We start from the raw sequence: 22,555 nt of genomic DNA, 5'->3' as shown, positions 1-22,555 counted from the left end.
CCACACCACGCCTACATCACATGAACCGACCCACGCTTCGTTCCATGCGCCGCACGCTGCTCGCCGCACTGCTCGCCTCGCCTGTCCTCGCCGTCACCGTGCCCGCCCACGCGGACACGCTCGACAACATCGCCAAGGCGGGCGTGCTGAAAGTCGCCGTGCCCGAGGACTATCCGCCATTCGGCTCGGTCGGCCCGGACATGAAGCCGCAAGGCTATGACATCGAGACGGCCGCGCTGCTCGCGAAGTCGATGAACGTGAAGCTCGAACTCGTGCCCGTCAACAGCGCGAACCGCATTCCGTATCTGCAAACGAACAAGGTCGACCTCGTGATCTCGTCGCTCGGCAAGACGCCGGATCGCGAGAAAGTGATCGACTTCTCGACCGCGTACGCGCCGTACTACCAGGGCGTGTTCGGTCCCGCCGACGTCGAGGTGAGCGGCCCCGCCGACCTCACCGGCAAGACGGTCGGCGCGACGCGCGGCGCGCTCGAGGAACTCGGCCTCACGCAAATGGCGCCGAACGCGACGATCAAGCGCTTCGAGGACAACAACGCGACCATCGCCGCATTTCTGTCGGGCCAGGTTCAACTGATCGCGGCGGGCAACATCGTCGCGGCAGCGATCCTCGCGAAGAATCCGCCGCGCCGTCCCGAGCCGAAGTTCGTCATCAAGAACTCGCCGTGCTTCGTCGGCATGAACAAGAACGAGCCGCGCCTGCAGCAGAAGGTCAACGCCGCGATCGCGCAGGCGAAGCAGGACGGCACGTTCAACACGATGTCGAAGAAGTGGTTCGGCGCGGCGCTGCCTGCCGATCTGTAAGCGCGCCGTTAGCCGGACTTGATAGCGTCGCTGTTTGGTCCGGCATTGCACGGGTCGCATCCGCGACCCGCAACGCATATCATTGTCGCGACCCGATCCACTTGGACCGGGCGCCACTCACCGCACTCATTCGATGAAGCTGACACCTCGCGAGAAGGACAAGCTGCTGATTTTCACCGCTGCGCTGCTTGCCGAACGGCGCCGCGCGCGCGGCCTCAAACTGAACTATCCGGAAGCGGTCGCCTTCATCACCGCCGCGCTGATGGAAGCGGCGCGCGACGGCAAGACCGTCGCCGAGGTCATGCACTACGGCACGACGCTGCTCACACGCGACGACGTGATGGAAGGCGTGCCCGAGATGATCCCCGACATTCAGGTCGAGGCGACCTTCCCCGACGGCACCAAGCTCGTGACTGTTCATCATCCGATTCCCTGATTCGCTGAACCACAAAGGCACGCCCATGATTCCCGGCGAACTCCTCACCGACGACGGCGAGCACGAACTCAACGCGGGCCGCGCCACCGTCACGGTCGTCGTGTCGAATACCGGCGACCGGCCGGTGCAGATCGGCTCGCACTACCATTTCTACGAAGTGAACGACGCACTCGCGTTCGACCGCGAAGCCGCGCGCGGCTTTCGCCTGAACATCGCGGCGGGCACGGCCGTGCGCTTCGAGCCAGGCCAGGAGCGCACCGTCGAACTCGTCGAACTGGCGGGCGAGCGCATCGTCTACGGCTTTAACGGCAAGGTGATGGGCAAGCTGTGATGCCCTTGCGGGCACTCGCCCCGAACGACCTGCTCATTTCCGGACCCACACCATGACCTTACGCATTGGCCGCCGCGCATACGCGGAAATGTTCGGCCCCACCACCGGCGACCGCGTGCGTCTCGCCGACACCGAGTTGCTGATAGAAGTCGAGCGCGACTTCACGACTTATGGCGAGGAAGTGAAATTCGGCGGCGGCAAAGTGATTCGCGACGGCATGGGCCAGTCGCAGCGCGTGCATGCCGAGGTTGTCGATACTGTCGTGACGAATGCGGTGATTCTCGATCACTGGGGCATCGTGAAGGCCGACATCGGCATCAAGGACGGCCGCATTGCCGCGATCGGCAAAGCGGGCAATCCCGACATTCAGCCGAACGTGACGATTGCGATTGGCGCGTCCACCGAAGTGATCGCCGGCGAAGGACTGATCGTGACGGCGGGCGGCATCGACACGCATATTCACTTCATCAGCCCGCAGCAGATTGAAGAAGCGCTCGCGAGCGGCGTGACGACGATGCTCGGCGGCGGCACCGGCCCGGCCACTGGCACGAATGCGACCACTTGCACGCCGGGTCCGTGGCATCTCGAACGCATGCTGCAAGCCGCCGACGGTTATCCGATGAACCTCGGCTTTCTCGGCAAGGGCAACGTGAGCCAGCCGCAGCCCGCGCTCGAACAGATCGCGGCGGGCGCGATTGGTCTGAAGCTGCATGAGGACTGGGGCACGACGCCGGCCGCGATCGACAACTGTCTCTCCGTTGCCGACGACACCGACACGCAGGTCGCAATTCACACGGACACGCTGAACGAAGCGGGTTTCGTCGAAGCGACCGTGGCCGCGTTCAAGGGCCGCACGATCCACACGTACCACACCGAAGGCGCGGGCGGCGGCCACGCGCCCGACATCATCAAGGTATGCGGCGAGGCGAACGTGCTGCCTTCGTCGACGAATCCGACGCGCCCTTACACCGTCAACACGCTCGAAGAGCATCTCGACATGCTGATGGTGTGCCATCACCTGGACCCGTCGATTGCGGAAGATATTGCGTTTGCCGAGTCGCGCATACGCCGCGAGACGATTGCCGCCGAAGACATCCTGCACGATCTCGGCGCGCTCTCGATGCTGTCGTCCGATTCGCAGGCGATGGGGCGCGTGGGCGAAGTGATCATCCGCACATGGCAGACCGCGCACAAGATGAAGGTGCAGCGCGGCGCGCTGCCCGAAGACGGCGCGCGTCACGACAACTTTCGCGCGAAGCGTTACGTCGCCAAGTACACGATCAACCCCGCGATCACGCACGGCATCGCGCATGAAGTCGGTTCGATCGAGCCGGGCAAGTGGGCCGACCTCGTGTTCTGGGAGCCGGCGTTCTTCGGCATCAAGCCTTCGCTGATTCTGAAGGGCGGCATGATCGCGATGGCGCAGATGGGCGACCCCAACGCGTCGATTCCCACGCCGCAGCCGGTGCATTATCGCGAGATGTTCGCGACGCGCGGCGGTGCGTTGGGGCGCACGTCGCTGACTTTCGTTTCGCAACTCGCCGCCGAGGCTGGCGTTGCCGAGCGTTATGGTTTGAACAAGCGTATCGTGGCCGTGAAGAACTGCCGCAACATCACGAAGGCCGACATGATTCACAACGCGTGGCGTCCGTCGATCAGCGTCGATCCCGAAACCTATCAGGTGATCGCCGATGGTCAACTGCTCACGTGCGAACCGGCCACCGTCTTGCCGATGGCGCAACGCTACTTTCTGTTCTGATCATGCGCACACTCGACAAACTGCTTGCACCTCATCTGAAGCTCGCGCCCGTGCTTATCAAGCGCGCGCCGACCTTGACACTCGCGTTCGACGAACGTCGCAAGAGCCGCCTTGCCGCCACGCTCGATAACGGCGAGGAAGTGGCGTTGCTGCTGCCGCGCGGCACCGTTCTGCGCGACGGCGATGTGCTGGTCGCCGACGACGGCGGCCTCGTTCGTGTGGTCGCCGCGGCGGAAACCGTGCTCGTGGTCCGCGCGAAAGATACGCTGACGCTCACGCGCGCCGCATACCACCTCGGCAATCGCCACACGCCGGTTGAAGTCGGCGCGGATTATCTGAAGCTCGAATACGATCCCGTTCTCGCCGATATGTTGAAGCGCATCGGCGCAACCGTCGATCAGGTGTCGATGCCGTTTCAGCCCGAGTCGGGCGCATATGGCGGCGGCCACAAGCATGGCCACGACGAGACCTTCGCCGAAGACTATGCGTTGGCGCAGCAGGTGTTCGGCGAGCATCATGGGCATGGGCATTCGCACGATCATGATCACGGCCACGAAGGTCACGGCCACTCGCACGAGCATGGCCATTCGCACGATCACGAAGCCCACGTACACGACGAATCTTGCGGCCACGCGCATCACTCTCACCATGCGCATCGCTGAACTCACTGCGCTATTGCATCTCGCGTCGCCGGCATTGCCGATCGGCGCATTCAGTTATTCGCAGGGTCTCGAAGCGGCGATCGAAGCGCAACTGATCACCGACGCCGACTCGGCCCGCGACTGGATCGCAAGCGGCCTGACCGACGTGCTCGCGCATGGCGAACTGCCGTTCCTCGCGCATCAAATGGAACGCTGGCGCACGCACGACGCTGACGGCCTCGCACAAGCGAACCGCGAATTCCTCGCGAGCCGCGAGTCTGCCGAGTTGCGTCGCGAGACCGAGCAAATGGGGTGGTCGCTGCGGCAATTGTGCGTGTCGCTCGAATGGAGCGATGCAGCGCGGCGCGCGACGCTTGGCGCGATCACGCCGCTCGCGCAGCCCACGGCATTCGCTTTCGCCGCCTATGCGCACGATGCAGCGGTAGATGCCGCCCTCGCCGCGTATGCATTCAGTTGGGTGGAGAACCAGGCCGCTGCCGCATTGAAGGCGGTGCCGCTCGGGCAACTCGCGGGGCAGCGCATTATCGTCGCGTTGCGCGGACCGATCGACGCAGCGGTCACGCGCGCTCTCGCGACATCGCCGGAACATATCAACACTTTCGCGCCGCAACTCGGCATTCTGTCGGCGCGTCACGAGTCGCAGTATTCGCGGCTCTTTCGCTCATAAATCGATCCATCATGAACGCACCTCAACATTCCGCTCACTCGTCCGTTCGCACGAAGAAACTGCCGCCGCTGCGCGTGGGCGTCGGCGGTCCGGTCGGCTCGGGCAAGACCACGCTGCTCGAAATGCTCTGCAAGGCGATGCGCGAACAATACGATCTTGTCGCGATCACCAACGACATCTATACGAAAGAAGATCAGCGCCTGCTGACGGTGGCGGGCGCGTTGCCGGCCGAGCGCATCATGGGCGTCGAGACGGGCGGCTGCCCGCATACGGCGATTCGCGAGGACGCGTCGATCAACCTCGAAGCCGTCGATCGCATGCTCACGCGCTTCCCGGACGCGGACATCGTTTTCATCGAATCGGGCGGCGATAATCTCGCGGCAACCTTCAGCCCGGAACTGTCGGACCTGACGATCTACGTGATCGACGTGGCCGGCGGCGAGAAGATTCCGCGCAAGGGCGGCCCCGGCATAACGAAGTCGGACCTGCTCGTGATCAACAAGACGGACCTCGCGCCGATGGTCGGCGCGAACCTCGACGTGATGGCTTCGGACGCGAAGAAAATGCGCGGCGAGCGGCCTTTCGTGATGACCAATCTGAAGGCGCTCGACGGGTTGGATCAGGTGGTGCGGTTTATCGAGCGGAAGGGGTTGTTGAGGGTTTGAGGGCGGAGCGTGATGCTCGGCGTCTCACTCGCCCGGATGAGGGTGATCGGTGCGAAACGCAGTTGTCTTCAGGATATACGAATTAATCAGCAAGAAGCGCCGAGCCCCCCCTCACTCCGGCAACACCGCCATCAACACATCCACCGTGCGCGCGGTCGCGCCGCGATGGCGCGCGGCGAAGGCCGATGCCGCGCCGCCCATCGCGAGGCGCCGCGCCTTGTCGTTGAACAGATCGCGCAGTGCGCGGGCGAGATCGGCCGGGTCTTGCACCTGCACCGCCGCGCCCGCGGCGACCGCATCGGCCGTGGCCTGCGTGAAGTTGAACACGTGCGGGCCGATCAGCACCGGCACGCCGACCGCGCATGCCTCGATCAGATTCTGTCCGCCGAGCGGCAACAGACTGCCGCCGATAAACGCCAAGTCGGAGGCCGCATAATAAGCGCCCAGTTCGCCCATCGAATCGCCGAGCAGCACATTCACGTCCGCCGGCAACGTAGGCACGCCGCCGCTCGCAGCCACCGCGGCCGATGCCACCTTCGCATCCGGCGCCCATTGCGAACGCCGCGCGAGCCGCAAGCCCGCTTTCTCGACGAGCGCCGCCACTTCGTTAAAGCGTTGCGGATGACGCGGCACGAGAATCAGCAGCGCGCCTTCCACGCCAAGCTCGGAGAACGCCTGCAGCACGAGTTCCTCTTCGCCCTCGCGCGTGCTTGCCGCGACCCACACGGGACGCGCGCCGATCGCCGCGCGCCACGCATGACCGCGCGCCGCCAGTTCAGGCGGCGTGCTCATGTCGAACTTCAGATTGCCGAGCACCGCGACGTTGCGCGCACCGAGGGCGGTCAGCCGCTCGGCATCCGACGGACTTTGCGCCAGCACGCGCGCAAAGCCGCCGAACACGTCCTTCGTCGCGCCGCCGAACTTCGCCGCGCGCTTGAATGAGCGCGCCGACATGCGTGCATTGGTCAGCACGAGTTGTACATCCGCGCGACGGCATTCGTCGATCAGCGTGGGCCACACTTCGGTCTCCATCACGAGACCGACCGACGGCCGCCACGCGCGAAGAAAACGCCGCACCGCGTGAGGCATGTCGTACGGCAGATAGCTGCGCAACACGCGGTCGCCGAAAATCTGCTCGCCGGTTGCGCGGCCGCTCGGCGTCATGTGCGTCAACAGAATGCGCGCATCGGGACGCGCCTTCATGAGCGCGTCGATCAGCGGCTGCGCGGCGCGCGTCTCGCCCACCGACACCGCATGCACCCAGATCAGCGGCGCGTTGTCCTCCGGCAAACGTCCGCGCGCATAACCAAAGCGCTCGCCGATATGCTCACGATAACCGCGCTCCTTGCGCGAGCGGATCAGCAAACGCAGCACGGCGACGGGCGCGATGATCCACCAGAGCGCGTTATAGATCACCCTCAGCATGCGCGCTCCGCATCACGAAGCACGCGACGGGCTGACGAAGCCGGCGACTCGCAATAAGCGGCGCTCAAACCAGCGCCCTGCCCTTCAGGCGTTCGAGTATGCCGAGCGGCGCGCACTCGGGTTGCGCCATCGCCTTGACCGGCAGAAAGAAGGTCTGTTCGAGCATGAACTGACCGGACATCACCGCGTGCGAAGTCTGATCGGAGAAACACACCCACACGCTGCCCGGCGGAAACGGCACGGTCTCCTGCGGGCTCGTCTTCTGATACTCGAGATCGGCCTTCATGCCGTCGTGCAGATTGAGCATCAGATGGTCGTATTCGCTGCGCGGCGACTTCGTCACATGCAGCAGATTCAGCAGCCACGCGGCGCCCGGCATTTGCGGCTTGATGCGCGGCAGGAAGCGTTTGGCCATGTCCTCGAACGGTTCGCCGACTCGCCACACGCGCGGCACGCCATGCGGATTGACGTTCGTGAACACGCGCAGAATGCGCTCGCCGTAATTCGGCCGCGACGGGAATGCGTCGACGTGCAGACGGCTATCGTCCTTGCGCCACGACGTCTGGCGCGTTTCCACCTGATGCAGCCGCAGGCTCGTGGGCGCGACCCGCAGCCGGCCGTTGTATTCGGGAAAGAGCCCGTCGACCAGCGTGCGTGCATTCGCCTGATAACGCGCGATCAACGCGCGCACCGCGGACTGCGTGACGGCGTCCCCAGCCACGCCATGCAGCGCGCCGCCATTCGGTTCGAGGCTGATGTTCTTGCGGTTTGGATCGGCGAGCGCGGGATCGAGCAGCGCCTGCTCGCCGCCTTCGATAGCAAAGCGCAGATTCGGAAAATACAGCACTTTGCCGCGTTCGACGCCGGCCAGCAGCGTCTCGCGCGGCACGGACAGATTGCGTGCGTGCCAGTCGGCGTTCGCGACTTCGATGATCTGTGTTTCGTTCATGATCGCCCTTGAAAACGGATGATGCGTAAGGCGAAGCGCGCCGGACGAATTACAGCAGGCCGAAGCCGGCAAGCGCGGACTTCACTTGTTGCAGCGTGGGCGGTTGCCCGGCCGTGCCGAGATTGACGACGTTCGGCGACCAGTAGCCGCCGGTACGCCACGCGGTGGCGAAATTGTACAACTCGACCGTGGGCCGCTTCAGCGCAGCCGCAATGTGAACCAGACCTGTGTCAACGCCGACTGTCGCAGCCGCGCCTTCGATCAACCCGACGACCGCGGGCAACGACAACTTCGGCGGCACGATGGCCGCCGCGCCGAATTCCTTCGCGAGACGCTCGCTCGTCGCGCGCTCGGCGTCGCTGCCCCACGGCAGGACGATCGACGCGCCGCGCCGCACGAGCGCCTGGCCCAATTCGATCCACGCGGTATCGGGCCATTGCTTGTCGGCGCGCGAGGTCGCGTGCACGAACACCACGTAAGGCACCGGAAGATTCAGATTGGCCGCCGACAACGCCAGCGCAGCACGCCCGGTGTCGATGCCGAAGTCGATCTCGTCGGTGGGTTGCGGCTCGGGCTCGTTCAGCGCCGCGGCCACCAGTTGCCGCGTGCGTTCGACAACATGCGTGCGCGGCGCGATCGGCACGCGCTTGTCGTAGAAGAATCGCACCGGCCATTCGTAGCCGGCGCCATCCGTGCGATTGCCGAGCCCGACGAGCGGTCCGCGCGCCATGCTCGCGACCCATGCGGTCTTGATGAGCCCCTGGCAGTCGATCACGAGATCGTAGTGCTCGGCGGCGAGCGCGCGGCGAAACGCGCCGATCTCGCGCCAGTTGTCGAGCGAAAGAATGCGCTTGCGCCAGCGCCGCAGCGACACAGGAATCGCACGCCGCACGCCGCTAACGAGTTCGACCAGCCCCACGAAGCTTTCCTCGACGAGCCAGTCGATCTGCGCGTCGGGATGGCGGCGCCGGATGTCGGCAATCACCGGCATGTTATGGACGACGTCGCCCAGCGACGACACCCTCACGATCAATATCTTTTGCACGCTCAAGAGAGGAAAACCGGCCAGGCGGTCCTAAGATGCATTGAAAGAGGCGCGGCGAAAAACCTGCCGCTTCGCTTCACGCGATATACCTCCAGCGAGCGGCGACACGACCTTGATGCGCTTATGCGCTGATGTCGCGTCGCCAGGACGGCAATTCTAGCGCGACATAGCTGATCGGCATGAAAAAACGCGGCGCGGTAAGTGAGACCCGCGCCGCGTTATAACGCAAACTGCGAAAGACCACTGCGGCTCATTGCAAACCGCAGCGCCTTCGCTGCCGCCGTTCAAGCTTTTAGAACGGCAGCTTTGCGTCCGCCTTCTCCGCCATTATCACGCGGCGGAAATCTTCCTGGATGCGCTTGAGCGCCGCGTCGTTATCGGCTTCGAAACGCATGACCACGACCGGCGTGGTGTTCGACGAACGCGCAAGGCCGAAGCCGTCCGGGTATTCGACGCGCAGGCCGTCGATGGTCACCACGTCGTCCGCGCCGGTGAATTGCGCGTTCTTCTGCAGGCGCGCGATCAGTTCGAAGTTCTCGCCTTCCTCGAGCTTGAGTTGCAGTTCCGGCGTGGAATGCGAGTTGGGCAGCGAGTTCAGCAGCTTGCTCGGGTCCTGCACACGCGTGAGGATTTCGAGCAGACGTGCGCCCGTGTACAGGCCATCGTCGAAACCGTACCAGCGGTCTTTGAAGAACACGTGGCCGCTCATTTCGCCCGCGAGCGGTGCGCCCGTTTCGCGCAGCTTGGCTTTCACGAGCGAGTGGCCCGTCTTCCACATGAGCGGCTCGCCGCCCTTGTCTTTGACCCACTTCGCGAGATTGCGCGTGCACTTCACGTCGTAGATGATCTGCGCGCCCTTGTTGCGCGACAGGACTTCTTCGGCGAACAGCATCAGTTGGCGGTCCGGATAAATGATCTGGCCGTCTTTGGTGACGACGCCCAGGCGGTCGCCGTCGCCGTCGAACGCGAAGCCGATTTCCGCGTCGGTTTCCTTCAGCGCGCGAATCACGTCCTGAAGATTTTCCGGATGAGCCGGGTCCGGGTGATGGTTCGGGAAGTTGCCGTCGATCTCGGTGAACAGTTCAACGAGTTCGCAACCGAGCTTCTTGAAGAGCTTCGGCGCGAGACCGCCCGCGACGCCGTTGCCGGTATCGACCACGATCTTGATCGGACGCGCGAGCTTGACGTCGCTCGCAATGCGTTCGAGATACGCGTCGGCAATGTCGTAGTCGGTGTACGTGCCGCTGCCTTCGGAAAAGTTTTCGTCGACGATGCGCTGATGCAGCGCGAGAATCTGCTCGCCATAAATCGCCGAGCCGCGCAGCACCATCTTGAAGCCGTTGTAATCCGGCGGATTATGACTACCCGTCACGACGATGCACGAATCGACACGGCGTTCGCCGCCTTCGAGCTGCAACGGCACGCTTGCCGCGAAGTAGCCGACCGGCGTGGGCACCATGCCGACATTGACCACGTCGACGCCGGCCGCACGCAGGCCGTCCGACAATGCCTGGATCAATTCCGGACCCGACAGGCGACCGTCGCGCGCGACGACTACAGCGTCGCCGCCTTGCGCACGCACTTCGCTGCCGAATGCGCGGCCGATCGAACGCGCCGTGTCGGCGTCGAGCGTCTTGCCGATCACACCGCGAATGTCATACGCCTTGAAAATAGATTTGGAGATCATGTTGGCTCACTTGCGTGCAATGGAAAATTTTGACCGGCGCGGTCATGCGGATCGGTAAATCATGGTGATCGGACATGGTGCCGCGCCCTTGCCGGAAGCGATCCGGTTCCAACTTATAATTGCGCTTTTCGGACCAGCCTGGTAACGCCATTCTAATGCTTAGACGCCCTCCATTTGTAAAGTTGCCGGGATGGCCTGTCAGGTGCGCGCACTCGCGCACGATGCATTGGCGGGCGCCTGCCGGATGCTGACGCTCAAACGCTTCGCCAATCCGGACGTCACGCGCGCGTTCACGAATATCGTCTGGCTCGGGCTCGAACGGCTCACGCAAATCGGCGTGGCGATTGCGATCAGCGGCATCCTCGCGCGTTACTTCGGACCCGATACGTTCGGCAAATGGCAATACGCGAACACGCTGCTGCTGGTGCTCTCGCCAATCACATGGGTATGCGGCGCGGAGATTCTGGTGCCCACCATCGTCGCGCGGCCGCCCGCGCAACTCGGCACGGTGCTCGGCAGCGCCTTCACGCTGCGCTTTGCCGTTTCGGTCGCGGCGTTGCTGCTCACGTGGCTCGCCATTGCACTCGGCCTCTTCGATCCGCTCGTCGGCGCCATGCTCGCGGGCCTTGCCGTCACGATGCTGTTTCGCGAACCGTTCGTCGGCGTGATCAATGCGTGGCTGCAAAGCATGACGTACAGCAAGCCGCAGTTGCTCACGAGCATGAGCACCGCGGTCATCAAGGCGGGCTTCGTCTATCTGCTCGTGCGCGCGGCTGCCGAGCCCTCGCGCTTCGGCTGGCTGTGGGCGCTCGAATCGGCGGCCATCGGCGGCGTGCTGGTCGTCTATTACATTCGACGTCATGGCGGCAAGCTGGGCTGGCACTTCGACCGCTCGCTGTTCAGGCATTTTGCGAGCGCGGGCACGGTGTTCTGGCTCGGCCTGATCTGTATGTACCTGTTCCTGAAACTTGACCGGCTCATGCTCGAACGCGCCATTTCATTCGCCGATCTTGGGCGTTATTCGGCCGCGCAGCAACTGAACGAAAACTGGATCACGCTTGCGTTAATGCTCGCACAGACTATCGCGCCCGCCTTCGTCTACCGTGTGCAGCAGGCCGCGCAATTGCGCCGGAACATCTGGCGCCTCACCGCGATGACCGCCGCGTTGATGATCGGCGGCGCGCTCGTGCTCGACCTGCTCGCGGGCTTTATCATTCGCCGCGTGTTCGGGCCGGGCTTCGAAGGCGCCATCGAGATTTTCCGCTGGGCGGTGTGGCTTTCCGTGCCCGCGGGCATCGAGGCGATCGGCAATCTCGTCGTGCTGAAGTATCAGGCGAAGTTCGTGTTGCTGTTCAAATGGCTGCTCGCGCTTGCCGTAGCGTTCGTCGTCAATCTGCTCGCGATTCCGCGGCTCGGCGCCTATGGCGCGTTGGCCGGACTCGCGTGCGGTTATCTGGCGGCGGCGGCAGTTAATCTTTATTACATTCGTTTCAAATTGCGCCCATGACGCTTCCCGCCACCGACACGCCGCCGCACTGCCTCGACGACGTCGCGGTGCTGATGCCCGCCTATAACGGCCAGGCCGACGTCGATCTGACGCTCGCGTCGTTCGATGAACGTCCGCTGGTGCACGTTCTGATCGTCGATGACGGCAGCACGCCGCCCATCGTCGCGCCCGAGCTTGCCAACATGCACATTGAAGTGCTGCGCATGCCGGTGAACGGCGGCATCGAGCGCGCACTGGAAGCCGGCATCGACGCGCTCGCGCAGCGCGGCTATCGTTACGCGGCGCGCATCGACGCGGGCGACCGCAGCGTGCCGCAGCGTCTTGCGAAGCAGCGCGCGTTCATGGAAGCGCATCCGCACGTCGCCGGCCTCGGCATGTGGACGCAGGTCGTCACGCGCGCGGGCGAGCCGCTCTTCATGCTGACGCCGCCGAGCGACCCGGCGGACATCCGCCGCGTGCGCTTTTTCCGCTCATGCCTAGCGCATCCTTCGATGATGCTGCGAATCGACGCGGTGCGCGCCGTCGGCAACTATCGCGCGATGTATCGCTCGGCCGAGGACCTCGATCTGTTCGTACGCCTGATGGAGCGCTACGACTGCGCGAATCTGCCGGAGCTGGGCCTGTACTACGAGCTGAACGAAGGCGGCATCAGCGCGACCAGGCGCCGCCGCCAGGTGCTGTCGACGCTGCGGCTGCAACTGCGCTACTTCAACGTCGCGAATCCGTACGACTGGTTGGGCCTCGGCAAAAATCTGCTGCATCTCGTGACGCCTTACCGCGCGTTGCAGCGGGTCAAACGCGGCCTTCTGGCTGCGCGCGCGAGTCATTGAGCCGCGGCCTCGCGCGGTTTTGCGCAGTTTGGTCGTCGTCGTCCGCCTGTTCTCACAGCTTGTCTTTTCATTCACCGCCGAGTTCGTTCCCGCATGAAGCCAGCCCTGAAGTCGACGCCCGCGTTGCGCATTACACTCGTGTGTAACACCGCCTGGGCAATCTATACGTATCGGCAAGGCCTGATCCGCATGCTGGTGGGACGCGGCGTCGACGTGACGGTGCTCGCGCCGCGCGACCGCACCTTCGAACTGCTGACGGCAATGGGTTGCCGCTGCATCGAATTGCCGGTCGCGTCGAAAGGCACCAATCCGCGCGACGATCTGCGCACGCTGTGGTCGCTCTACCGCCGTTACTGCGCGATTCGCCCGCACGTCGTGTTTCACTACACGATCAAGCCGAATATTTACGGCTCGATTGCGGCGAAGCTCGCGGGCGTGCAATCGGTTGCGGTCACAACGGGTCTCGGCTATGTGTTCATCCAGCGGAGCCGCGCCGCGCAGGTCGCCAAAAAACTGTATCGTTTCGCGTTCCGTTTTCCGCGCGAAATATGGTTTTTGAATCGCGACGATCAGACAGCGTTTGTCGAACAGAATTTGTTGGTGCATCCTGAACGCGCGCGGCTTCTGCATGGCGAAGGCGTCGACCTCGAACAATTCGGCTTCACGCCCTTGCCCGAGCGCGCGGAATTCAGGTTCGTGCTGATCGGCCGTTTGTTGTGGGACAAGGGCGTGGGCGAATACGTCGAAGCGGCGCGGCGTGTGCGCGAACGTTATCCGCATGCGCGCTTCCAGTTGCTCGGGCCGGTCGGCGTCGACAATCCGAGTGCGATCACGCGCGACGAAGTCGCGGCGTGGGAACGCGAAGGCATCGTCGAGTATCTCGGCGAGGCGCACGACGTGCGGCCCTTTATCGCCGATGCGGATTGCGTGGTTTTGCCTTCGTATCGCGAAGGCGTGCCGCGCACGCTGATGGAAGCGTCGGCGATGGGACGGCCGATTGTCGCGACCGACGTGCCCGGCTGCCGCGAAGTGGTCGCGCACGGCGTCAACGGATTGCTTTGCGAAGCGCGCAACGCGGACAGCCTCGCGGACGCGCTCGCGCAGATGCTCGACATGAGCGGCGCAGAGCGCCGCGCGATGGCGGAACGCGGCCGGCAGAAAGTCGCGCAGGAATTCGACGAACGCGTCGTCGTCGAAACGTATAAAGACCTGGTGCAAAAAATGACGGGCGTTTTACTTTAACGGAGCAACAGCATGACCACGAAGGGCACGATTCTGGTAACAGGCGGCGCGGGCTTCATCGGCTCGCATACCTGCGTCGAACTGCTGAACGGTGGCTACGACGTCGTGGTAATCGACAATCTCGTGAACAGCAAGCGCGAATCGCTGCGGCGTGTCGAACAGATCACCGGCCGCACGGTCGCGTTTCATGAAGCCGACGCACGCGACGAAGCCGCACTCAACCGGATTTTCGACGCGCATCCGATCACCGGCGCGATTCACTTCGCGGCGCTGAAGGCGGTGGGCGAATCGGTCGCGAAGCCTGTCGAGTACTACAGCAACAACGTCGGCAGCCTGCTCGCGCTGCTCGGCGTGATGCGCGATCGCAACGTGAAGCAGTTCGTGTTCAGTTCGTCGGCCACGGTGTACGGCGTGCCGAAAAGCTCGCCCATCGACGAATCGTTTCCGCTGTCGGCCACCAATCCGTATGGCCAGTCGAAGCTGATCGCCGAACAGGTGCTGCGCGATCTGCAGGTCGCGGACCCGTCGTGGCGCGTCGCCACGCTGCGCTATTTCAATCCGGTCGGCGCACACGAGAGCGGGCTGATCGGCGAAGATCCCGCAGGCATTCCGAATAACCTCATGCCCTATGTCGCGCAGGTCGCGGTCGGCAAGCTCGACAAGTTGCGCGTGTTCGGCGGCGATTATGAAACGCCGGACGGCACCGGCGTGCGCGATTACATCCACGTGGTCGATCTGGCGCGCGGGCACCTGGCCGCGCTCGATGCGCTTGTGAAGCGCGACGCGAGCTTCGTGGTCAATCTCGGGACCGGCCAGGGCTATAGCGTGATCGACGTCGTGAAGGCATTTGAGAAGGCGTCGGGCCGGCCCGTGCCGTATGAAATCGTCGCGCGCCGTCCGGGCGACGTGGCGTCGTGCTTTGCCGATCCGCGCGCGGCGCTGGAGGTGCTCGGCTGGCGTGCGGAGTTCGGTATCGAAAGGATGTGTGCGGACCATTGGCGGTGGCAGTCCGCGAATCCGAACGGCTTTAATTGATGCTTCAATTGCTTCGCTTACCGAAGTAATTGCGCGCGCCGGCTCGACCGGCGCGCTTCTTTTAGCGCTTGTTTTAGCGCTTGTTTTAGCGCGGCTCTTACCGCGGCTCTTTCACGAGTCCCATCAATCGCGCCATCACCGGCCACTTCACCAGCGCATGCGCATACGCATGCTCGGCCTGCTCGTCGACGTATTTCGACGGATCGATCTCGGGCAGCGAGCGCGCAAGGCCGGCAATGTCGTTGACCGACCACCTGCGCTGCTTCGGCTCCTGCTTCGGCTCTTGCGCCGATTGCAATTCAGGCTTGTTCACTTCTCGTCCACCCACACGCCGTCCGGCGTTTTCACCACGTAACCGGTTGCCGTCTTCATCGTGACGGTGCCTTCGTTTTCGCCGACCATCTCCGTTTTTGGCAGATCGGCTGCGTACTGCGACAGCGTCACGCCCGGCTTGAACGGACTGTTCGATACCAGATTCGACAGCAGTTGCGACACCGCCAGAAAGCTCGTGGGCTGGTCGATGACCGTGGTCGGCCCGTGGCTGCCAGGAAGATTGACGAGCCGCACGCCGACCGGTCCGTGCACGATCCGCGGCGTCGGAATCTCGCGCAGACCCGCCACCTGGTTGGCATCGCCGCGCAGCGCAGCGCCATGCTCAGGCACGAACACGATCACCGCGCGCCGTCCCGACGCCGCGATCAGATCGGCGAGCCGGTCGAAGTCGTTCATCAGCTTGTTGACTCGCGCCGGATACGATTCGATGCTGGTCTGTCTCACGCCCGGCAACTGGTTGCCGTCGTGCAGGCTGATCGTGTTGTAGTACAGCGCGACCGGCCCTGCCGTCTGCTGCCGTTGCGCGAACCACTTCGCGAGCACGCCGTAGTCGTCGTGAATCGCGGAGCCGTCGAACGCATGCATCGCAACGGGCACGTCGGCGCTCGAGATCATCGGCACATTCGGCACGCCGACGTTGTCCTTGATGATCTGCAGGAAGTTGTCGAAGTGTCCGTCGTGATTCAGGATGGTCTGCGGCGCGAAGCCGGCCTGCGCCAGTTGCGAGAACAGATAGCACTGCTGCGCCGCGGGCTTGTACAGGTCGGCATGCGCCTCCTGCCCGCAGCTTGCGCGCAACACGCGGATCGCCGCCGGGCCGCTATAACTTGCCGCGGTGCTGAAGTTCGTGAACAGATAGTCGAAGTGGCTCAACATCGGGTTGTTGCGCGCCTTCGATACATCGAGGTCATCCCATGAAAGCGAGCACACGTGCAGCACGATCACGTCGAACTGCTGGTTCGGATCGCTCGTGAGATGGGCCATGCTCACCTGACGTTGCGATTCGCCGGCACGGAACGCGGCCAGCGCCGCGGTATGGTCGAGCGGCGCGCCGGGCTGCGCGACGCCGCCATCCTTCGCACCCGTGCGCAGCGTGGCCGCCGCCTGAATCGTGGCGAGCGCATTGGTGCTCGCCTGCCAGACCGGCAATGCCACGAGCGCGATGATGACGAAGCTCGTCACGCGCAACCAGCGGTTCACCACCACATACGCGACTATCGCGCAGCAGGCGGCGAACAAAGCCGCGGGCGGAACGAAGCGTTGCGCGAGCTCCATCCAGTAACCGAAGCTGAACGACTCGAGATTGCCGAACTCCTCCACGAGCCGCGCGAACGGCGGAATCGCGGCTTCGTGATACATCAGTACGATGCCGACGGCCAGCGCGATCATCGCGCGCAATACGCGCAGCAGACGGTTGCGCAACCCGCCCGTCGCGGCGAGCGCCAGCGCGAAAGCGATGTTCGCGAGCCACAGCGGATGCAGATGGCCTGTGCTGAACAGATACAGCTTCAGCAGGAAATACAGGTTCCAGACACTCATTCGATCCAACCTCAGATTCCGGCGCCTCGCGCCGGCGGTTCAATAGCTCAATAGCGGCTTTCGTCCAGCGCAAACACCGCGCGCAGTTTCTGCGACAGGCCTTGCAGCAGGCGCGAATAACCTTCGGCGCCCATCAGCACCACTTCGGCGAGCCCGCGCAACGGCGCGTCTTCCTCGGTGCGCGCTTCGTCGGCGGCGGCGATCCATGCGTCCGCGCGGCCGAACGTGCATTGCACGAGCTGGCGTTCCTGCTCGAGCGTCAACTCGTCGAACTGCACGCCGAGATGCTGGCCGGCCGCCCGCACCACGTGGACCGGAAAGGCAAACTGCCGGTCGCCGCGGCTCACGCACACCTGCAGCCAGTCGCCTTCAACGAGCGGCAGGCCGGGCGCGACGTGAAGACCGAGGCCGCCCGTCGAGTAGTCGCTCGTCATGCACGCGACCGTGGTGCCGTCGCTGAGCAAGAGCGTGGCCGGCATGCTCATCGGCACACGGTGGCTGCCGCGAATCTGCTTCGCCTCACGCGCGACGCTCACGGCCGCGCCGAGCATCACGAGGTTGTAGGCGGTCCAGAACACGTTCATGAGTACAGTGGCGAACTCCTCGCCGACACCGAACACGATGCGGTACACGCCCGCGAGCATCGCCACCACGTTCAGCACCAGCAGCACGATGTAGGGCTTCGACACGGACCAGTCGAGATAGCCCTCGTCCATGCGGCCGCCCTTGTCCGTCACGTTGAACTTGCCGTGCTTCGGGCTGAAGAACGCGAGCGTGGTCGGCACCGCGATGTACCACGCGAGCACCGATTCGTAGACCTCCGCCCAGAACGAGCGTCGATAGCGGCCTTGCAGCCGCGAGTTCGCGATGCTCGACAACATGATGTACGGCAGCACGAATCCGGCGATCGTCGTCGCCGATGCGTTGATCACGTACATGCCGAAGAACAGGAACGCCATCGGCATCGTCAGGAAGATGAGACGCGGCACGCCATAGAAGAAATGCAGCATCGCGTTGCCGTAGCAGATGCGCTGGAACAGGTTCAGCCCGCGCCCGAAAAACGGATTGTCGATGCGGAAAATCTGCGCCATGCCGCGAGCCCAACGGGTGCGCTGCTTGATATGGCCGGCGAGGCTTTCGGTGGCGAGTCCCGCGGCCTGCACGTACGGCAGATACGCGGTCGTATAGCCGCGCCGATGCAGCTTGAGCGCCGTATGCGCATCTTCGGTGACGGTCTCGACGGCGACGCCACCCACTTCTTCCAGCGGCGCACGCTTGATGACGGCGCACGAGCCGCAGAAGAACGTCGCGTTCCACAGATCGTTGCCCGACTGCACGAGCCCGTAAAACAGCTCGCCTTCGTTCGGCACGCGGCGGAACGTATTGAGGTTGCGTTCGAACGGATCGGGCGAAAAGAAGTGATGCGGCGTTTGCACCATCGCGCACAGCGGATCGCGCAGGAAGGTGCCCATCGTCGTTTGCAGAAACGACCGGCTCGGCACGTGGTCGCAATCGAAAATGGCGATGTAGTCGCCGCTCGTCTTCGCAAGCGCACGGTTGATATTGCCCGCCTTCGCATGCAGATTGTCGGTGCGCGTCAGATAGCGAATGCCCGCCTCGCGCGCGAATGCTTCGAACTCGGGACGCTTGCCGTCGTCGAGCAGATAGATGTGCAGGCGGTCTTCGGGCCAGTCGATACCCTGCGCCGCGAGAATGGTCGGCTTCACGACCGCGAGCGGCTCGTTATAAGTCGGAATGTAGACGTCGACGCTGGGCCAGCGCGAACGGTCGTCGGGCAGCGGCGACACCTTCCGTTCGAGCGGCCAGGCCGTCTGCACGAAACCGAGCAGCAGCACGAGCCACGTGTACGCCTCGGCACCGAACAACGCGTAACCGACGATCGCTTCGCTCGGGCCGTGAAAGTCGAGCGTCTGCGTCGCGCGCCACCAGACGTAGCGCAGCATCGCGAGCAACGACAACGACGCGAGCAGCAGCACCGGAAGGCGGCCCGGCAGACGGCGGATCAGCAAAGCGAGCGCGATGGTCAGGCCGAAAAACACGTACTGGTTCACGCCGGCCAGCGGCGATGTGCCGACCAGCGCCCACAGCACGGCGCCGAGCGCCGCCAGCATCAACATCAGCCAGCGGATGCGGCCCGCGCGCGTCGCGCCCGCTTCCAGCGAAGTGCCCCAGCGCTGCCACGGCAGTCTCGCCAGTTGGCGGTCGAGCGCCCCGACTGCGCCGCGCCATAAGCGGTAGATGGGCAACACGCCATAGCGTCCAAGCCACAGCAGGCCGCGCCCGATCTTCGGGGCAATGGAGAGCCGCAGCGGCCGCGGCCGCACGAACACGCGCCACAGCCAGGCGCGCAACGGCGCGGGACGCACGACGTCGAAGCGAGCCGCGAGGAACGCCACCGACACGCGCGCGAGCCACAACGGCAGATCGCGCCGGCCGTCGGCGGGCGGCCGGAAAAAGAGCCGCACCCACCATTCGAGCCGGCCGCCGCCGCTCACGCCGAGACGGCGCGCGAGCCAGTCGCCCGCACGCAAGCGCAACGGCCGCGCCGCAGGACGGGCGTCGGCGAAGGGCTGGTTTGGCTGTGGCGTCGTCATGTCAACGAGGCTCCGAATCCCGCGATGGCTCGGCGAGCGGCGCGAGCCATTCGTCGACCGCGCTTGCCAGTCCTTGCAGGTCGTGCGAGGTCTGCGAATACGGCGCATCGTCGAAAAGCCATGAACCGCGCGCGAATGCTTCGGGCAGCGCGGCGTCGGCATGCAGACGGATGACCGGCGCCGCGCCGGGACCGAGCGCGGCCGACAGCATGGAGAGCGCGTCGCGCTGCATCTCGCGCGCCGGGTTCAGGCGGTTCAGCACGAAGAGTGACTCGTTGCGCGCCGCCCGCAATTGCGGCAGATGGCGTGCGAGCGTCGCGAGCGGACCGGGCTCGGGCGGTGTCACGCAGACGATCAGATCGGCGCAGTAGAGCGCCTGCGCCGCATGCACCGACGGATAACGCGGCGTGTCGATCAGCACGACGCCTTGCGCGGGCAGGTCGATGCCCGCGAGCGAGGTCGCGAGCCACGCGGGTTCGTCGGCGAGCAGTTGGCTGATCGACACGAGGCTCGAAAGCGGCACGTCGCCGTGCGGGACGAACAGCACGCCGTCGTCATTGCGCCATGTATGCGCGTGCCAGGGCGCGCCGCTCGCGATGGCCGCGCCGATTCCGTCGGCGGGCAACTCGTCGAGCCCGAGGTGCGGACCAAGCAGGTTTTGCGGATCGAAATCGACGGCGACGACGGGACGGCCGCGGCGCGCGAGCAGCACCGCGAGCGCCGCAGTTAGCGTGGTTCGTCCGGCGCCGCCCGCCGTGGAGAGAATCGCGATGGTTTTCATGAGGCGGACGACGCTCCAGTCGCGCGTTCTTCTTCAGCGGCCGGCGCGGCAACGGCTTGCGGCACGAGACGGCCCTTCAGCACGAGCGCGGCGGCGTCGAACGGGACTTCATGCCGCGGATCGAAGCGGCGCGTGGCGCGCATGCCGGAACGTCGGCGAAAGTGCTGCCAGACGATCCACAGCGGAATCCCGCCGATCATGCCGATGCCGAAGCAGATGAGGAAAAACAAAGTCATAGGGCCTCCTGCTTGCGCAGTGGCATGGCGGCCGGCTCGGCGCGGCGGCGACGTCGGAGTTGCGCGGCGGCGTGGTCGGTGGCGGCGTCGGGTTGCGGCGCGTGGTTGGCTTCGTCGGAAGGCGCGCTTTGTGAGTGGACGGCGCTGGCAGACGGGGCTTGCGCGATGTGTTCAGTCACGCCCGGTGTCGTGGCTTCTGCCGCGGTTTCTTGCCGGCTTTCTGTCGGGGTTTCCACCGGGCGTTGCGATGCATCCTGCGCAACAGCAACAGCCACAGCACCAAACAGATCGCTAAAGTCGACATTCGGCACGCGGCGCTCCTCGATGCGCAGCCGCTCGATCTCCGGCAACAACTGCTCGCCGGCGATCAGTTGCCTGCTGTGCGCGAGCGACTCGACCGGCACCTGAAAAATGCGCCCCAGCGATCCCTGCGCATCAGCCAGCCGGCAAGCGAACAGGAACACATAGAGATACGCGCCGTCGGCGGTGAATACATCGCCATTGCGCACCGGCCGACACTGCCGCAGCGCGTCCGCATGCGCGACTTCCGGCTTCAGCAGCAGCTTGACCAGCACATGCGGCAGGTTCAACGACAAGCCACGCCCGAGCACATTGCTCACGTGATCCGCGAAACGCGCCACCGGCAAATAGCCGCAGACGGCATCGCTCAATGCAGCGGCGAGCGCGGCGCGGTAATCGGCGGCGACCGGGCGCGCGTTGAGCTGCCCTCTTAACGACTGCATCAGCGACTGCATCCGCGAAAACGGCACGTCGCGTCCGATCACGAGGTTCGCGCCGAGATTCAGCACGAGCAACTCGAACTGATGACGCAGCACCTGGCCGCGCTCGACCAGCACGATTTTCAGCGCGCGCCCGCACGTACGGCGCAGCGTGTGGATGGTCTCGCACAGCGTCTCGAGCTGATCGCCGCCGCTGTAGTCGAGCACGACGCTCGCCGCGCGCGCACCGAGACTGGCCTTGAGCGCCGCCTGCAAACCGTCGACGATCTCCCACTCGGCAGGCACCCACGGTTCATCGCCGACGGCTTTGCGCGTCGCGATCACGCGCATTTCGTCGCGTGCGATGCGTGCGTCGGCACGGCGGCAGGCTTCTGTTTCCTCGGGCGCGACCATCAGGCGGCCGGCGTTCGTGAAGCGCAGCGCACGCACTTCGCCCGCGGCGAGCGCCGCGCGGCTGCGCCAGAAATCGACATGCCACAACAGTTCGCCGTGAGTCGGCTGCAATCGCGCGACGCCCTGGCAACTGGTGTGGAACGCGTCGCGCTCGGGATCGCGCGCCTCCTGTTCGAGCTGCTCTTCGATCGCCTCGGAATCGAGCGCGAGGTCGTTCGTGGACGCCGCCGCTCGCCCGGCCAGCAGCACGAGCGTGATGTTGCGGGTCTCGCACCAGTCGGCGAGCACGCGGCCTTCGTAGGCGAGATCGTCGGGACGGTCCCAACTAAACCAATGCTCCGCGCCTTCGACGAAGAAAACGCTGCCTCGCCTGAAGCCAAACGGCTTGAGCGCGCGCAGCGCGCCGTAGAGACGCGCCAGCGGCCGTGCCGCGGCATCCGTCTGCGCGCTGCCCACAGCAGCATCGCTCGCGGACTCGCGCGGTCTTAGCGTCACGACGTTCAGGCGCGCCGGCAGATCGCCGCCGCCTTTCGCGTGCAAGCGCGCGAGCGGCGCGGCGCGTGTGGCGGACAGCACGAGCGTGACGGAGCGCGCGGCGCAGTCGCGGGCGCTTTCGAACAGCAGCGCGTCGGCTGCCGGCGTGCCCGCGATGCCGTACACGAGGTACACGCTGCCGGGCGCCAGTGTCGCCCAGCTTTCGGGCAGGCCGTCGAGCGCGAGCCGGTCGGGCGCCTTGTTCGGCGCAACCAGGCGCCTGAAGCCGGCGCCGAGCGCGCGCAGCGTCGACACCGACGAAGCCGCGTTGCCCGGCCGTTGGCCGGAATGTCGTGGATCTGACGTTGCGGGTCGCATGCCGT

The 22,555-nt window shown here is 64.9% G+C and carries 21 protein-coding genes; 11 read left to right on the top strand and 10 right to left on the bottom strand.

The window, feature by feature from the left end:
• Positions 1–20: 20 nt before the first annotated feature.
• The 7 genes from CUJ91_RS03715 (at position 21) to ureG (ending at position 5,341) form a co-directional block, all read left to right on the top strand.
• Positions 21–821 (top strand): transporter substrate-binding domain-containing protein, encoded by an 801-nt coding sequence (locus CUJ91_RS03715; protein WP_114155835.1) that lies wholly within the window; start codon positions 21–23, stop codon positions 819–821.
• Positions 822–954: 133 nt separating this feature from the next.
• Positions 955–1,257 (top strand): urease subunit gamma, encoded by a 303-nt coding sequence (ureA, locus tag CUJ91_RS03710; protein WP_006048588.1) that lies wholly within the window; start codon positions 955–957, stop codon positions 1,255–1,257.
• A 25-nt stretch (positions 1,258–1,282) separates the two neighbouring features.
• A complete protein-coding gene (locus CUJ91_RS03705; RefSeq protein WP_006048589.1) occupies positions 1,283–1,588 on the top strand; it encodes an urease subunit beta in 306 nt (101 codons plus the stop codon).
• 52 nt (positions 1,589–1,640) lie between these two features.
• Positions 1,641–3,347 carry an urease subunit alpha gene (ureC, locus tag CUJ91_RS03700; RefSeq protein WP_006048590.1) on the top strand — a complete coding sequence of 569 codons (1,707 nt, stop codon included), beginning with the start codon at positions 1,641–1,643 and terminating at the stop codon, positions 3,345–3,347.
• A gap of 2 nt (positions 3,348–3,349) precedes the next feature.
• On the top strand, positions 3,350–4,009 hold the full coding sequence (gene ureE / locus CUJ91_RS03695) for an urease accessory protein UreE (protein ID WP_114155834.1): 660 nt from the start codon (positions 3,350–3,352) through the stop codon (positions 4,007–4,009).
• A complete protein-coding gene (locus CUJ91_RS03690; RefSeq protein WP_029971090.1) occupies positions 3,996–4,676 on the top strand; it encodes an urease accessory protein UreF in 681 nt (226 codons plus the stop codon). Before ureE ends, CUJ91_RS03690 begins: the two co-directional genes overlap by 14 nt.
• A gap of 11 nt (positions 4,677–4,687) precedes the next feature.
• Entirely contained in the window at positions 4,688–5,341 is a 654-nt protein-coding gene (gene ureG, locus CUJ91_RS03685) for an urease accessory protein UreG (protein ID WP_006048593.1), read from the top strand.
• A 111-nt stretch (positions 5,342–5,452) separates the two neighbouring features.
• Here ureG and waaA read toward each other — a convergent pair whose 3' ends face one another.
• From waaA to CUJ91_RS03665, 4 genes are all read right to left on the bottom strand, one after another.
• Positions 5,453–6,766 (bottom strand): lipid IV(A) 3-deoxy-D-manno-octulosonic acid transferase, encoded by a 1,314-nt coding sequence (waaA, locus tag CUJ91_RS03680; protein ID WP_114155833.1) that lies wholly within the window; start codon positions 6,764–6,766, stop codon positions 5,453–5,455.
• A 64-nt stretch (positions 6,767–6,830) separates the two neighbouring features.
• On the bottom strand, positions 6,831–7,715 hold the full coding sequence (gene kdoO, locus CUJ91_RS03675; RefSeq protein WP_114155832.1) for a Kdo hydroxylase KdoO: 885 nt from the start codon (positions 7,713–7,715) through the stop codon (positions 6,831–6,833).
• 49 nt (positions 7,716–7,764) lie between these two features.
• On the bottom strand, positions 7,765–8,766 hold the full coding sequence (waaC, locus tag CUJ91_RS03670; protein WP_029971088.1) for a lipopolysaccharide heptosyltransferase I: 1,002 nt from the start codon (positions 8,764–8,766) through the stop codon (positions 7,765–7,767).
• A 286-nt stretch (positions 8,767–9,052) separates the two neighbouring features.
• Entirely contained in the window at positions 9,053–10,447 is a 1,395-nt protein-coding gene (locus tag CUJ91_RS03665; RefSeq protein WP_006048597.1) for a phosphomannomutase/phosphoglucomutase, read from the bottom strand.
• A 244-nt stretch (positions 10,448–10,691) separates the two neighbouring features.
• Here CUJ91_RS03665 and CUJ91_RS03660 point away from each other — a divergent pair, with 244 nt between their 5' ends.
• From CUJ91_RS03660 to galE, 4 genes are all read left to right on the top strand, one after another.
• Positions 10,692–11,954 (top strand): oligosaccharide flippase family protein, encoded by a 1,263-nt coding sequence (locus CUJ91_RS03660; protein ID WP_107707361.1) that lies wholly within the window; start codon positions 10,692–10,694, stop codon positions 11,952–11,954.
• The gene (locus CUJ91_RS03655) at positions 11,951–12,784 is read left to right on the top strand and encodes a glycosyltransferase (protein ID WP_114155831.1); all 834 of its coding nucleotides are present in this window, start codon (positions 11,951–11,953) and stop codon (positions 12,782–12,784) included. The genes CUJ91_RS03660 and CUJ91_RS03655 overlap by 4 nt, the downstream gene beginning before the upstream one ends.
• Positions 12,785–12,877: 93 nt before the next feature.
• Entirely contained in the window at positions 12,878–14,026 is a 1,149-nt protein-coding gene (locus CUJ91_RS03650) for a glycosyltransferase family 4 protein (RefSeq protein WP_029971086.1), read from the top strand.
• A gap of 12 nt (positions 14,027–14,038) precedes the next feature.
• Entirely contained in the window at positions 14,039–15,061 is a 1,023-nt protein-coding gene (galE, locus tag CUJ91_RS03645) for a UDP-glucose 4-epimerase GalE (RefSeq protein ID WP_029971085.1), read from the top strand.
• A 97-nt stretch (positions 15,062–15,158) separates the two neighbouring features.
• Here galE and CUJ91_RS03640 read toward each other — a convergent pair whose 3' ends face one another.
• From CUJ91_RS03640 to bcsE, 6 genes are read right to left on the bottom strand one after another with little or no spacing between them, the layout of a single operon-like run.
• Positions 15,159–15,374, bottom strand: coding sequence for a hypothetical protein (locus CUJ91_RS03640; RefSeq protein ID WP_006048604.1), 216 nt, complete (start codon positions 15,372–15,374; stop codon positions 15,159–15,161).
• Entirely contained in the window at positions 15,371–16,933 is a 1,563-nt protein-coding gene (gene bcsG, locus CUJ91_RS03635) for a cellulose biosynthesis protein BcsG (RefSeq protein ID WP_029971084.1), read from the bottom strand. Before bcsG ends, CUJ91_RS03640 begins: the two co-directional genes overlap by 4 nt.
• Before the next feature lie 47 nt (positions 16,934–16,980).
• Positions 16,981–19,548 carry a UDP-forming cellulose synthase catalytic subunit gene (gene bcsA, locus CUJ91_RS03630; RefSeq protein WP_244230962.1) on the bottom strand — a complete coding sequence of 856 codons (2,568 nt, stop codon included), beginning with the start codon at positions 19,546–19,548 and terminating at the stop codon, positions 16,981–16,983.
• 1 nt (position 19,549) lies between these two features.
• Positions 19,550–20,329 (bottom strand): cellulose biosynthesis protein BcsQ, encoded by a 780-nt coding sequence (gene bcsQ / locus CUJ91_RS03625; protein ID WP_114155830.1) that lies wholly within the window; start codon positions 20,327–20,329, stop codon positions 19,550–19,552.
• On the bottom strand, positions 20,326–20,565 hold the full coding sequence (locus tag CUJ91_RS03620; protein ID WP_053857642.1) for a hypothetical protein: 240 nt from the start codon (positions 20,563–20,565) through the stop codon (positions 20,326–20,328). The genes bcsQ and CUJ91_RS03620 overlap by 4 nt, the downstream gene beginning before the upstream one ends.
• The gene (bcsE, locus tag CUJ91_RS03615; RefSeq protein ID WP_153067609.1) at positions 20,562–22,550 is read right to left on the bottom strand and encodes a cellulose biosynthesis protein BcsE; all 1,989 of its coding nucleotides are present in this window, start codon (positions 22,548–22,550) and stop codon (positions 20,562–20,564) included. The genes CUJ91_RS03620 and bcsE overlap by 4 nt, the downstream gene beginning before the upstream one ends.
• Positions 22,551–22,555: the final 5 nt, after the last annotated feature.

Origin of the sequence: Paraburkholderia graminis (genome assembly GCF_003330785.1) — a bacterium.
Taxonomy (GTDB): domain Bacteria; phylum Pseudomonadota; class Gammaproteobacteria; order Burkholderiales; family Burkholderiaceae; genus Paraburkholderia; species Paraburkholderia graminis.
The sequence above is the reverse complement of the archived record's forward strand: the minus strand, read 5'-3'. Positions and strand labels throughout refer to the sequence as shown.